This is a genomic window from Alteromonas sp. MmMcT2-2, assembly GCF_022348305.1.
GTDB lineage: Bacteria > Pseudomonadota > Gammaproteobacteria > Enterobacterales > Alteromonadaceae > Alteromonas > Alteromonas macleodii.
The window spans coordinates 70022-83033 of sequence record NZ_JAKRFA010000008.1; the positions used below are offsets into that span (position 1 = coordinate 70022).

Genomic DNA, 13012 nt, shown 5'->3' on the forward strand with positions numbered 1-13012 from the left:
AATGGCAACTTTGAGCGCTAAAAATCTTGCTAAGGCTTACAAGTCACGACAGGTTGTTCGAGATGTAAGTCTGTCTGTCTCAACGGGTCAAATTGTTGGTCTTCTTGGCCCAAATGGCGCTGGTAAGACCACCACATTCTACATGATTGTTGGTTTAGTGAATCTGGATAAAGGCAAGATTGAAATCGACAACAATGAGCTAACTCATCAGCCCATGCACGAGCGCGCACGCCGCGGAATTGGCTACCTACCGCAGGAAGCCTCTATTTTCAGAAAGCTCACAGTGCATGAAAATATCATGGCCATTTTGCAAACCCGTAAAGATTTAAATTCACAACAGCAAGAAGAAGAAGCAGATGCGCTACTTGATGAATTTAATATTAACCATATACGTAATAGTACGGGGATGAGTTTGTCAGGGGGCGAACGCCGTCGCGTTGAGATTGCCCGCGCTCTGGCAGCAAAACCGCAATTTATTTTGTTAGACGAACCATTTGCTGGTGTTGATCCAATATCAGTTAATGATATAAAGAAGATAATACAACATCTTCGCGATAGGGGTATTGGAATCCTTATCACGGACCATAACGTACGAGAGACATTGGATGTTTGTGAAAAGGCGTACATTGTGAGTCATGGCGAGCTTATTGCGCAAGGAACGGCGGAACAGGTTTTAAGTAATCAAAAAGTAAGGGATGTATACCTAGGCGAACAATTCAGGCTATAGTTAATGTAACCGAATTGTCATTTTTCAGTTTCGCTCTGGTATATTCAATTTAGAGCATTTAAATAAGACGTAGATGAAACCATCTTTACAGCTAAAATTTAGCCAACAACTTACCATGACACCACAGCTTCAGCAGGCCATTAAACTGCTGCAGCTTTCTACACTTGATCTTCAACAAGAGATCCAAGAAGCGCTCGATTCTAATCCGCTATTAGAAGTTGAAGAAGGTAACGACGAGCCGCAACTAGAAAAGAACAATATCGACAACGATGACAGCGGCTCTGAGGCCACTGCTTCTGCATCTAGTGACACACTAGAAGCCGGCGATGCACTTGAGAAAAACGATCTTCCCGATGAGCTGCCAATCGACAGCACATGGGACGAATACTACTCTGCTTCATCTTCGCCAGCTCCAGGTCCATCCAATGACGACGAGCAAATCTTCCAAGGTGAGACTACTGAAGATATTCAAGAGCACCTTCTTTGGCAAATGCGCCTTACCCATTTCTCGGATACCGATCGCGCAATCGCTACAGCAATCATCGACTCTATTGACGAGTCAGGTTATTTAACCGTTACCCTTGATGATATTTTAGAAGCGGTTAACGATGATGATATGGAAGAGCCGATTGAAATGGACGAAATAGAATGTGTGCTAAAGCGCATTCAGATGTTCGACCCTATTGGTTCTGGCTCACGCTCTCCACAAGAATGTTTGATGGTGCAATTGCGTCAATTTTCAGAAGACACACCGTGGCTTGCTGAAGCGAAGCAACTGATTGAAGAGTACTCTGACTTACTGAGCAGCAAAGACTATCGTACGCTTATGCGTAAAAGCCGATTGAAAGAAGATCAGCTACGCGAGGCAATGCGTTTACTGCAAACCTTGAATCCTCGCCCAGGTAGTGCTTTAGTTACTAAAGAGCCTGAGTACGTTATTCCTGATGTCTCAGTAACCAAGAAAAATGGCCGTTGGGTGGTTGAGCTGAACCCCGACAGTCTGCCTAAGTTAAGCGTAAATCAACAATACGCTGCAATGAGTCGCCGTGCCAAGAATAGTAGCGATTCACAGTTCATCCGCTCACACATGCAAGAGGCTAAGTGGTTCATAAAGAGCCTTGAATCTCGTAACGAAACCTTAATGAAGGTTGCAAACTGCATTGTGCAGCAGCAAATGGGCTTTTTTGAGCACGGCCCGGAAATGATGAAACCAATGGTGCTAAATGATGTCGCAGAAATGGTAGATATGCACGAATCCACTATTTCGCGAGTGACAACGCAAAAGTACATGCATACGCCACGTGGAATCTTCGAATTGAAGTATTTCTTCTCAAGCCATGTTGCAACAGAGTCTGGTGGTGAATGTTCATCTACAGCGATTCGTGCATTGATCAAGAAATTAGTGGCCGCAGAAAAGCCTAGCAAGCCGCTAAGTGATAGCAAGATTGCTTCATTGTTGGCCGAACAAGGCATTAAAGTTGCCCGGCGAACAATAGCAAAGTACCGGGAATCGTTGTCGATCCCGCCGTCGAACCAACGCAAAAGCCTTATTTAATCGGGCTTAATAATATAAGGAAGACGAAATATGCAAATCAACCTTACTGGTCATCATGTCGAAATCACCGACTCTTTGCGTAATTATGTCGATACGAAGTTCAGCAAACTTGAACGTCACTTTGATCACATTTCTAATGTGCATGTCATCCTGAACGTTGAAAAATTAAATCAAAAAGCCGAAGCGACCGTTCATTTAAGTGGCGCTGAAGTATTCGCATCCTCAGAAAATACCGACATGTATGCGGCGATTGACAGCATGGTTGATAAACTCGACCGGCAGGTAATCAAGCATAAGGAAAAACTGAAAAAACATTAGTAGTTAATTAAGCATGGATATACAAGCCATCGTAAGTCTGGACCGCACCGAGTGTGCGGTTCAGTGTAATAGTAAAAAGCGAATTCTTGAGATCATCGCTGATATCGCTGCCAAGCAAAACGAGAACATTGATCAGGCAACGGTACTCAACAGTTTGATGGCTCGAGAGCGTATGGGTAGTACAGGCATAGGCAATGGTATCGCCCTGCCCCACGGACGCCTGCCGGGCCTTGAGAAAGTGATTGCCATTGTTGTAACCAGCACGCCAGCAATCGACTTTGACGCCCTTGACGAGAAACCCGTAGACATCTTTTTTGCGCTACTCGTTCCCGAGGAACAGACCGAAGGACACCTTCAAACGCTGGCCACCGTGGCTGGTAAACTAAGCGACAAAGAAACGATTAAAGCAATACGTCGCGCAACGACAAGCGACGATATTCTATCTGCATTAAGTTAAACATTAAGCGCCTATTAACCGTTTAGTAGGCGCCTAATTCAACAACGCGTATGTGATAAAACCAGAATATTAGGGAGAAAGTAGGTGAAGCTGATAATAATCAGTGGTCGTTCGGGGTCTGGTAAGTCTGTCGCACTTCGCGCATTGGAAGATTTAGGTTATTACTGTGTTGATAATATCCCGGTAAACTTACTTCCCACCTTAACCCATACAGTTGTTGACGAGTACGATCAGGTTGCGGTAAGTATCGATGTGAGAAACTTACCTAAAAATCCTGACGATTTGGTAGAAATTCTAGACTACCTGCCTTCTTCGTGGTCGATGACCATTGTTTACATTGACGCGAGCGATGATGTACTAGTTAAGCGCTTCAGTGAAACCCGCCGCCTTCACCCTCTCGCCAAGCTTAATAAGTCGCTTTCAGAAGCCATTAAAGCCGAGTCTGCCCTACTTGCTCCTATTACAGAACGCGCAGATTTATATTTAGACACTGATAAGCTTACCATTCACCAACTGGCAGAGTTAATTCGAGAGCGTATCTTGGGTAAGAAAAGCTCACGCCTTGTGCTTGTGTTCGAGTCGTTTGGCTTTAAGCACGGTATTCCTAAAGATGCGGATTACGTTTTTGATGCCCGCTTTTTACCTAACCCCCACTGGGAGCCCGACCTTAAACATCTGACCGGATTAGATGCACCAGTAGAAGTATTTTTGGGGTCGCAGCCTGTAGTGACCAAGTTCATTTGGCAAATTCAGAATTTAATAACGACATGGCTGCCTCATTTAGAGCGCAATAACAGAAGTTATGTAACCGTAGCGATTGGCTGTACTGGTGGCCAACACCGTTCGGTTTATATCGCACAGACCCTGTCGAAAACCTTCAGTGAAATACACCCTGATGTACAAATTCGCCATAGAGAGCTGAATCAGTAATGACTATTCAAAAAACGCTAACTATCGTCAATAAGTTAGGGTTGCATGCAAGAGCGGCGACCCAACTGGTTAAACTGGCTAATCAATTCGACGCTAAAATCATCTTAAAAAAAGGCGATAAAGAAGCAGACGCAAGCAGTGTATTGGGATTAATGATGCTTGAAAGCCATCAAGGTGAACAGGTAGACGTGATTGTGGACGGCAGTGATGCTGTTGATGCACTTGCAGCTATTGAAGAGCTTATTGAGGGCAGATTTAACGAAGACGAATAGTCTTACTTGCCCAATCCATTGACCAATTAATCAACACTTAGCGCAGTTATCTTAAAATCCTGCGCAAAACCTACGCAATTATCATGACAGACTCATCATAATTGCGATATTCTACGCCCACTTAGGCTCTATGGCCTGCATTGTTCATCTTTTAGCTTGTAGGAATAACGCCTTATGGCAGAAGCGCTTGTTTCTAAATACGTACAAACTCAGTTACGCGCACTCAACGCTGCGTTGACCAACGGTCAATTCGTATCTGTACGTAAGCTTCTGCTTGAATTACCACCTTCAGACGTCGCCCACATTCTTGAATCTAGCCCTAGCAGAACCCGTGACGAATTATGGGAGCTCATTGATGGTGACTTTCACGGCGACATTTTAGAAGAACTGTCTGACGATGTTCGAAACGGTATCATTACAAAAATGCTTCCCGCTAATGTGGTTGACGCACTTGAAGAGATGGATACCGATGACTTAGCAGAGACGCTAAGCAGCCTTCCCGAGCCAGTATTGGCCGATATTCTAGATTCGATGGATGCACAAGATCGCGTGCGCGCAGAGCAAGCGCTGTCTTACGGTGAGGAAACCGCTGGTTTCATCATGAACACCGATACCATCACTTTACGTCCAGATGTGACCATTGACGTGGTTCTGCGCTATATCCGCTTAAAAGGTGAGCTACCTGAGAATACGGATACGTTTTACGTGGTAAACCGAACTGACAACCTTGTTGGTATTGTTCCGGTTACCCGTTTACTCACCGCAGATACCGACGATAAAGTGTCTGACGTTATGGACGAGGAATCTGAAGCGATTCCTGTGAATATGCCAGACGACGAAGTGGCAAGCCTGTTCGAGCGATACAATTGGCTTTCAGCACCTGTTGTAGATGAAAACCATCGCTTAGTGGGCCGAATTACCATTGATGACGTGGTTGATATTATTCGTGAGGACGCCGAGCACTCGATGATGAGTATGGCGGGTCTTGATGACGACGAAGATACCTTTGCACCCGTTATGCAAAGTACCAAACGGCGCTCGGTGTGGCTGGCAGTAAACTTAGTGACGGCGCTAATGGCTGCGATGGTGAGTGATCTATTTGAAGCAACGCTAAGCCAACTGGCTGTGTTAGCGATTTTAAATACCATTGTCCCTAGTATGGGCGGTGTAGCGGGTAATCAGACGCTAACACTAGTTATTCGAGGTATGGCACTAGGCCATGTTAACGCGAGTAACTCACGATGGCTTATCAGTAAAGAAATATCCATCGGCTTTTTAAACGGTGCCATTTGGGCGGTGCTTATTGCCTCTGTCATCGCGTTATGGAAACAAGATTACATGCTGGGCGTAATTATTGCCTTTGCCATGATGGTAAACATGATTGCGGCTGCTTTAGCGGGTGCGACCTTACCTATGATCATGAAGCGTCTTAAGATAGACCCTGCCCTAGCTGGCAGTGTTATCTTAACTACGATAACCGATGTAGTGGGTATTTTTGCTTTCTTAGGTACTGCGACGCTGTTTCTAATTTAAGTTAATTTTGAACTCTTATGCCTGATAGGGCATGGGTGAGCTCAACAACACTCATGCAATAAGCGCTTTCGCTATATATCCATTGACGTTCAACTTGTAACCCACACCCCAGACGGTTTCTACTAGCTGTCCACCATTTTCAATGCTGTTGATTTTATCAAGCTTAGTGCGTAACCGATTTATATGGGTATTCACCGTGTGCTCGTAGCCTTCGTGGTTATAGCCCCACACCTCACTGAGCAATTGATTGCGAGAAAAAACTTGGTTTGGATGACGACAAAAATAATCCAGTAGCGCAAACTCCCTAGCCGTTAATGTTAGCACTTGGCCATTTAGGGTTACGCTATGAAATCGCTGGTCGATTTTAAGGGGTCCTATTTCGATGCGCTCTTCACTACCTTGAGATGGTCTTAAATGTTCTTGGCTAGGCATACTTCTGCGCATATGGGAGCGAATACGGGCAATAAACATGCGTGCATCAAATGGCCCTGATAGATAATCATCTACGCCTACTTCATAGTAGTTTGCTTCATCTACCTCTTCGTCGGCCACATCGTCTGTCATCGCGTCACTTTCCACTGCCATCACCCAACTTTCTGGGTTCGTATCAACAAGGCCTTTTATACGATTAAGACAGATAATATTTCCATGCGACTCAACAATAACGAGCGAATAATGCTGCGCCTTAAGCAACGACTCTGCGGATTGAAAATTAGAGACTGCGTCGTAAAGAAAGCTATGCTTACTTAAGCATTGCGATATGTTCTGTTGAAACTTATTTCCACTGTAGATGATAAGGATCATATCTCGCTCCTAATTCGCCAATAAAAAACAAGACCAGTGCGTTCGTGGTTTTCTTTCACAGTGATTACAATTTTTTTATAAAAAATATAAATTCAGAATTTATAACAGCACTGTTATTTATTGAGACGGATCTGTGTGCGTTTTGTGAAAGTTCTGTGATGAATTGGACATTTTACTGCCCTAAATTTTTATGCGATTTAAGCCATAAATAAGGACAATAAAATGAAATTCACTAAACTTGCTAGCGCAACGCTTTTGTCGCTAGCAGCAGTATCAGTAAGCCAAGCTGTCACTTTAGACATTGAAATTACCAACCTGACTCAGGCGCAGAGTTTTACGCCGCGCTTAGTCATAGCTCACGATGACACCGTCGATGCCTTTGAAGTTGGGCAACCTGCGTCGTCAGCTTTAGCGTGGTTAGCTGAAGCTGGTGTTATTGACGACGAACAAAATGCTGATTCAAGCGGCGCAAACTTTGAAGCGTTACTCGGCCCTGTTGATACCGACAATGGTTCAAATACGTGGCACCGTTTTGGCTGACTTCTCGCACCGAAAGCTACGTTAAGCTATCCTTTCGATACTATGGACAAGCCATATCTTTCGCTACTTTCCATGCTAATACCTACTAACGACGCTTTTGTTGGTATGGACAGTATTGAAATTCCAACCGAGCCGGGCACCTACACGTATTACCTTAATGCATACGATGCCGGTACTGAGCTTAACGATGAACTAAATAGTGCCCGTACAGATGTTGTTGAAGCTGGGACCGGAAATGCGCTGGGTGGATATGGCGTACCGGGTGTTGCCGGTGGCGGCGCTCCCACTCGTATTGTTGATTTGGGTACAGGTGGCACGGGTGTGGGTGCACAAATCGTTAATGGCGAAATTGAAGATGGTGAAGATGGCCCAGTACACATCCACCGCAATGCGCTTGGTGATACTGATAGCGCCGCTGGTGCCAGTGATCTGGACTCTACCGTACACCGTTGGTTGAACCCAGTAGCACGTGTAGTTATTACTGTTCCTGCATCTTAAGGAGCCAATACGATGAATAATCCAATAATTAAACTCAGTACATTATTGATGCTTTCAGCACTTCTTGCTGCCTGCGGCGACGATGGTGATACAGGCCCTCAAGGACCAGCGGGTCCGCAGGGGGAAGCAGGTACTGACGGACAAGATGGTACGGATGGTCAAGACGGTTCGGACGGACAAGACGGTATTAACGGTAATTCAGCGGTTTATACCGTACAAATTACCAACTTAACCTACTCTCAGCCCTTTGCACCTGCCGCCGTCATATTGCATGAGTCAGGCTTCCATTCATTTAATGAAGGCGAGCCAGCCAGCATGGGCATTGAAATAATGGCTGAAGGCGGTGACCCGTCTATGGTCATTACTGAAGCCATGGACTCCACGGACTTTTTGGATGCGCAAAACTCTGGGGGCATATTGGGTCCTCGCTCAATGGGCGCAGAACTAACTCTTGTGGTTCCAGAACTCGATGCTGATGACCTGCGCCTTACGTTGACGACCATGCTGGTCAACACCAACGACGCATTCACCGGCTTAAACGCTGCGAATGTAAGCAACATGGCGGTTGGTGATAAAAAAACGTTCATGACAGTGACTTGGGATGCGGGTACAGAAGCAAACACAGAAACCGCGGCAACTATGCCAGGCCCTGCCGCTAGTGCAGCGGGTGGCGGCGGAGAAGCTGCGGGCTATGATGTGGTGAGGGATGATCTTGCCGATGCAGTAAGACTTCACCAAGGTGTAGTCACTAGTGCAAACGCTGACGACCCAAGCCGTGAGGGCCTGTCTACATCGGTACTAACCGAAGCCCATCGCTTTGATTTCCCAACGAGCCGCGTGGTGATAACCCGAACCCGTTAAATGGTCAAACGCAGTACCACGTGAAAGCGCCCTATTACGCAGGTAATGGGGTGTTTTTACTTTTGTGCGAAGGGGGAACCGGAGATAAAATTTAACGGGAATAAGAAAGATAAGCGCTGGCTTTGCTGAGTAGATAAACTTCACAAAACCAGGCTAATACGTCATTTGATAAGCTATTTAATAAGTTACTTAATAACTTTGAGGGTAGGCTTACCCTTTTTAGGTGGAACAGGTGCGTCTTTCACGTCGCTTGCATCAGCATCTTCCAGCGAAGTCGGGCCGCTAGGTTGAGAAACATCTTCAGATGTTTCTGGGCGCTCTTGCTGCGCACGAGCCACATCTTCTTCAGTGGCGAATACCGTACCTGCACCATTTTCTCTTGCGTAAATAGCCATTACCGCTTCACAAGGCATACTTAATCTTCTAGGTTGCCCAGAAAAGCGTGCTTGAAACGATAAGCCATCTAAATCAAGAGAAAAGTTAACACACGCACTAGGCGATACGTTTAAAACGATCTGACCGTCTTTAACGAATTCCTGCGGCACTTCAACCAACTCGTTGGTTGCATCTACCACAATGTACGGCGTTAAGTCGTTATCAACAATCCACTCATAAAAAGCCCTAAGCAAATAGGGCTGGTTTGACGTTATAGATGTCATAGCGGGTTGTGGATCTCACGCTCTTGGTCAGTCAAAGACGCTTTAAATGAGCTACGAGAGAAAATACGGTTCATGTAAGCGTTAATTTCTTTGCTGCCAGCACCGTTTAGTTCAATACCTAGTGCAGGTAAACGCCATAATAGCGGAGCAAGGTAGCAATCAACTAAGCTGAACTCTTCGCTCATAAAGTAAGGCATTTCACCAAATACAGGCGCAAGAGATAGCAAAGCTTCACGCAGCTCATTACGTGCTGCTTCTACATCACCTTCGCCACGGAAAATACGGGCAGCAAGCGAGTACCAGTCTTGCTCGATGCGGTGCATCATAAGGCGGCTCTGACCACGTGATACTGGGTAAACCGGCATAAGTGGTGGATGAGGGAAACGCTCATCAAGGTATTCCATGATGATGTGCGACTTGTAAAGTACAAGCTCGCGATCAACTAGAGTTGGAACAGTACCGTAAGGGTTAAGCTCCAACAGATCTTCAGACAAGTTGCTAGGATCTGTGTAGCTGATTTCAACACCCACACCTTTTTCTGCCAACACAATACGCACCTGGTGGCTATAAATATCAATTGTGTCAGAGAACAACGTCATAATAGAACGTTTATTCGCGGCTACGGCCATTCAATTTCCTCCGTCGAGAAACAAGTTTACGCTTACAAACGGTAAGCTTATTACGTTAACTCGTGCTACCTGAAGACCCTATTTATTAGGATTTTCAGATAGCACGAGTAAATACCAAAAAAGGGGGCGAGAAGCCCCCTTTTCATATTATACATAAATCTGTGCGATTAGTGCACTTCTCGCCAGTATTCTTTCTTCAGTAAGTAAACAAATACAAACAATACTGCGATAAAGATAAGTACCCACTTACCGATTTTGTGAGATTCAAGTTTAGAAGGCTCACCTGTGTACTCTAGGAAGTTCACGATATCGGCAACAGCTTGGTCGTACTCGTCAGGAGACATTGCGCCAGTACCATCTGACTTAATGCCTACATAACGCTTAACCATTTCGCCATCAACCATTTGCTCTTCATAAGTACGTGTTGGCGTACCTTGAAGTGGTTGAAGTACGTGTGGCATACCTACTTCAGGGAATACTGTGTTGTTCACACCAAATGGGCGGCTTTCGTCAACATAGAAAGAGCGCAGGTAAGTGTAAATCCAGTCTTCGCCACGAACACGAGCCACTAGCGTTAGGTCTGGTGGAGCAGCACCGAACCAGCCAGCAGCGGCTTCTTCTGGCATTGCACGAGTAATGTAGTCAGACACTTTTTCACCCGTGAACTGCAGGTATTCTTGACCTAGTTCGTCAGGAATACCCAAGTCTTGGAATGAACGCTGATAGCGCTGATACTTCATTGAGTGACAGCCTAAGCAGTAGTTCATGAACAATTGTGCACCGCGTTGTAAAGACGCCTTATCGGTTAAATCGATAGGCGCTTTATCTAGGTGTACGTTCCCGCCTGCCGCAAGCGCTACGCCAGGTAGGAAGAAGGCTAAAAAGCACATCATTTTTTTCATTTAGAAATCCTCTCTGGCACAGGTTTAGTGTTTTCGTTTTTGCTGTACAAGAACAGTGCTACGAAGAAACCGAAGTACATTACCGTTGCAACTTGCGACGCAATGATTTTCCAGTTTTCTTGCGGTGTACCACCTAGGTAACCTAGGAAGATAAACACAATTGCAAACACGATAAGGTTTACTTTGTGTAGGCCACAACGATAGCGCCATGACTTAACACGACCACGGTCTAACCAAGGCAGAGCAAATAGCGCAGCAATTGCACCGAACATTGCTAATACACCGAATAGCTTATCAGGTACCGCTTTTAGTACCGCGTAGAACGGTGTGAAGTACCAAACAGGGAAGATATGCTCTGGTGTTTTAAGTGGGTTAGCAATTTCAAAGTTAGGGTGCTCTAGGAATTTACCGCCCATTTCAGGGGCAAAGAACAGCACGTAAGTGAACAATGCTAAGAATACACAGAACGCCACAAGGTCTTTAAGTACGATGTGTGGGAAGAACGGCAATACGTCATCAGCAATGTCGTACTTGCTTGTGTAGTATTCATGAATTTCATACTTCGTCTTTTCAGACTCAGGTAGTGAACCTTTCTTGTGCTTGATAGCGATACCATCAGGGTTGTTAGAACCCACTTCGTGAAGTGCAATAATGTGAAGGAACACAAGAATAACGATAACCAACGGCAACGCAATAACGTGTAATGCGAAGAAGCGGTTTAGTGTTGCGCCAGAGATAACGTAGTCACCTTGTAGCCAGATAACAAGGTCAGGACCAACAACAGGAATAGCACCAAATAGTGATACGATTACCTGCGCACCCCAGTAAGACATTTGTCCCCAAGGTAGAACGTAACCCATGAAAGCTTCTGCCATAAGCGCTAGGTAAATAAACATACCAAACACCCATAGAAGCTCACGAGGCTTCTGGTAAGAGCCGTAAATCATGCCACGGAACATGTGTAGATATACCACAATAAAGAACGCTGATGCGCCAGTACTGTGCATGTAACGAATGATCCAACCGTAGTCGATCTCACGCATGATGTATTCAACAGAAGCAAATGCGCCTTCTGAAGATGGAACGAAGTTCATGGTCAACCAAATACCAGTAACAATCTGGTTTACCAAAACAATAGTTGCTAGAAAACCGAACACATACCAGAAGTTCATGTTCTTTGGAGCAGGATATTGAAGAGCGTGCATATTCGCAACGCGCATCATTGGGATGCGTTCTTCAATCCAACCTAGGAAAGCATTCATATTACACGGCCTCCGCTTCTGAACCGATGATGATGTTATTGTCATCAACGAATTGATATGGCGGTACAACCAGGTTCAACGGTGCAGGAACGTTTTGGAATACACGTCCAGCCATGTCGAATTTCGAACCGTGGCACGGGCAGAAGAATCCATCTGGAACGCCTTCAACCACTTCTTCAAATGCACCGTCTTTAAGATGCTGTGGAGAACAACCCAGGTGAGTACAGATACCAACAAGGATAAGGTACTCTTCCTTCATTGAACGGAAACGGTTTTGAGCAAACGCAGGCTGCTGCTCAGCTTCAGAGTTAGGATCTTTCAGCTTATCTTCGTGCGCGCCTAGTTCTTCAAGAATTTCAGGCGTACGACGTACAATCCACACAGGCTTGCTTCGCCACATCACACGTACTAACTGTCCAGGCTCAATCCCGCTGATATCTACTTCAACGTCAGCACCGGCGGCTTTCGCTTTGGCGCTTGGATTCCAGGACGCAATAAAAGGCACAGCAGCACCAACGACACCTACACCACCAACTACCGACGTGGCAACGGTCAAGAACCGACGACGAGTGTTGTTTTCTGGCTGGTTTTCATTGTGTGCAGACTCTGTTGCATCTACAGATACATTGCTCATCCACATTTCTCCAGGTTTGGATAATTATGATGTGTAACCCAAGCTTATACTGGTTTTATCACGCTTGCGTCATGCATCATATGGCTTGTCATGACAGCGACGTAACAGTAAAAATTTACTGGTTTACGAGGTCACGAAAGTTTTCAAAATTTTCGACCGCAAATGATAAAAGAAAAGCCCTTATAAACACAAGGTTTTACTGATATTTAAGCGATAATTTAATTCAAAAGGTGTGTTTAGGTTTAGTGAGGGAAAGGCCTAAAATCAAGGTTTTGAAGAATATTTGGTTAGATAACACCAGCAAATTAAACCTTTGTTATGAATTGTAGAGGCTTGAAGACTTTACTGAATGTGGGACGCAGGCAACTTGTAATAGAAAAAAAGCAATAAAAAACCCGGCATAAGCCGGGTTTTTGAAAATACAAAAAACG

General features: G+C 45.2%; 14 protein-coding genes and 1 pseudogene. 9 read left to right on the plus strand and 6 right to left on the minus strand.

Annotated features, from left to right (window positions below; genetic code table 11):
• Position 1: 1 nt before the first annotated feature.
• From lptB to mgtE, 7 genes are all read left to right on the plus strand, one after another.
• A complete protein-coding gene (gene lptB, locus MHM99_RS06935; RefSeq protein WP_168462917.1) occupies positions 2–727 on the plus strand; it encodes an LPS export ABC transporter ATP-binding protein in 726 nt (241 codons plus the stop codon).
• A gap of 73 nt (positions 728–800) precedes the next feature.
• Complete coding sequence (locus MHM99_RS06940) at positions 801–2282, plus strand: RNA polymerase factor sigma-54 (protein ID WP_014948342.1); 1482 nt, start codon at positions 801–803, stop codon at positions 2280–2282.
• A gap of 30 nt (positions 2283–2312) precedes the next feature.
• Positions 2313–2600 carry a ribosome hibernation promoting factor gene (gene hpf / locus MHM99_RS06945; protein WP_012517338.1) on the plus strand — a complete coding sequence of 96 codons (288 nt, stop codon included), beginning with the start codon at positions 2313–2315 and terminating at the stop codon, positions 2598–2600.
• 13 nt (positions 2601–2613) lie between these two features.
• The gene (gene ptsN / locus MHM99_RS06950; protein ID WP_014975727.1) at positions 2614–3057 is read left to right on the plus strand and encodes a PTS IIA-like nitrogen regulatory protein PtsN; all 444 of its coding nucleotides are present in this window, start codon (positions 2614–2616) and stop codon (positions 3055–3057) included.
• Between the two features lie 84 nt (positions 3058–3141).
• The gene (rapZ, locus tag MHM99_RS06955) at positions 3142–3987 is read left to right on the plus strand and encodes an RNase adapter RapZ (protein WP_239218701.1); all 846 of its coding nucleotides are present in this window, start codon (positions 3142–3144) and stop codon (positions 3985–3987) included.
• Positions 3987–4259, plus strand: coding sequence for an HPr family phosphocarrier protein (locus tag MHM99_RS06960; protein ID WP_014948339.1), 273 nt, complete (start codon positions 3987–3989; stop codon positions 4257–4259). Before rapZ ends, MHM99_RS06960 begins: the two co-directional genes overlap by 1 nt.
• A 174-nt stretch (positions 4260–4433) precedes the next feature.
• Positions 4434–5792 (plus strand): magnesium transporter, encoded by a 1359-nt coding sequence (mgtE, locus tag MHM99_RS06965; protein ID WP_014948338.1) that lies wholly within the window; start codon positions 4434–4436, stop codon positions 5790–5792.
• 51 nt (positions 5793–5843) lie between these two features.
• On the opposite strand, the gene MHM99_RS06970 is transcribed toward mgtE, so the two are convergent.
• On the minus strand, positions 5844–6596 hold the full coding sequence (locus MHM99_RS06970) for a response regulator transcription factor (RefSeq protein ID WP_039235909.1): 753 nt from the start codon (positions 6594–6596) through the stop codon (positions 5844–5846).
• Positions 6597–6818: 222 nt separating this feature from the next.
• Here MHM99_RS06970 and MHM99_RS06975 point away from each other — a divergent pair.
• Together MHM99_RS06975 and MHM99_RS06980 are read left to right on the plus strand one after the other, a co-directional pair.
• Positions 6819–7634 (plus strand): annotated as a pseudogene (locus MHM99_RS06975) (spondin domain-containing protein).
• Between the two features lie 12 nt (positions 7635–7646).
• Positions 7647–8495, plus strand: coding sequence for a spondin domain-containing protein (locus tag MHM99_RS06980; RefSeq protein ID WP_168533647.1), 849 nt, complete (start codon positions 7647–7649; stop codon positions 8493–8495).
• Between the two features lie 185 nt (positions 8496–8680).
• Here the strand turns inward: MHM99_RS06980 and MHM99_RS06985 are convergent, their stop codons facing one another.
• The 5 genes from MHM99_RS06985 to petA form a co-directional block, all read right to left on the minus strand.
• Positions 8681–9154 (minus strand): ClpXP protease specificity-enhancing factor, encoded by a 474-nt coding sequence (locus tag MHM99_RS06985; protein ID WP_239218703.1) that lies wholly within the window; start codon positions 9152–9154, stop codon positions 8681–8683.
• The gene (gene sspA / locus MHM99_RS06990; protein WP_012517332.1) at positions 9151–9783 is read right to left on the minus strand and encodes a stringent starvation protein SspA; all 633 of its coding nucleotides are present in this window, start codon (positions 9781–9783) and stop codon (positions 9151–9153) included. The genes MHM99_RS06985 and sspA overlap by 4 nt, the downstream gene beginning before the upstream one ends.
• A gap of 167 nt (positions 9784–9950) precedes the next feature.
• Positions 9951–10685, minus strand: a complete 735-nt coding sequence (locus MHM99_RS06995) for a cytochrome c1 (protein WP_014948333.1) — start codon at positions 10683–10685, stop codon at positions 9951–9953.
• Complete coding sequence (locus MHM99_RS07000) at positions 10682–11947, minus strand: cytochrome bc complex cytochrome b subunit (RefSeq protein WP_014948332.1); 1266 nt, start codon at positions 11945–11947, stop codon at positions 10682–10684. The genes MHM99_RS06995 and MHM99_RS07000 overlap by 4 nt, the downstream gene beginning before the upstream one ends.
• A 1-nt stretch (position 11948) precedes the next feature.
• Positions 11949–12581 (minus strand): ubiquinol-cytochrome c reductase iron-sulfur subunit, encoded by a 633-nt coding sequence (gene petA, locus MHM99_RS07005; protein ID WP_014948331.1) that lies wholly within the window; start codon positions 12579–12581, stop codon positions 11949–11951.
• Between the last annotated feature and the right edge of the window lie 431 nt (positions 12582–13012).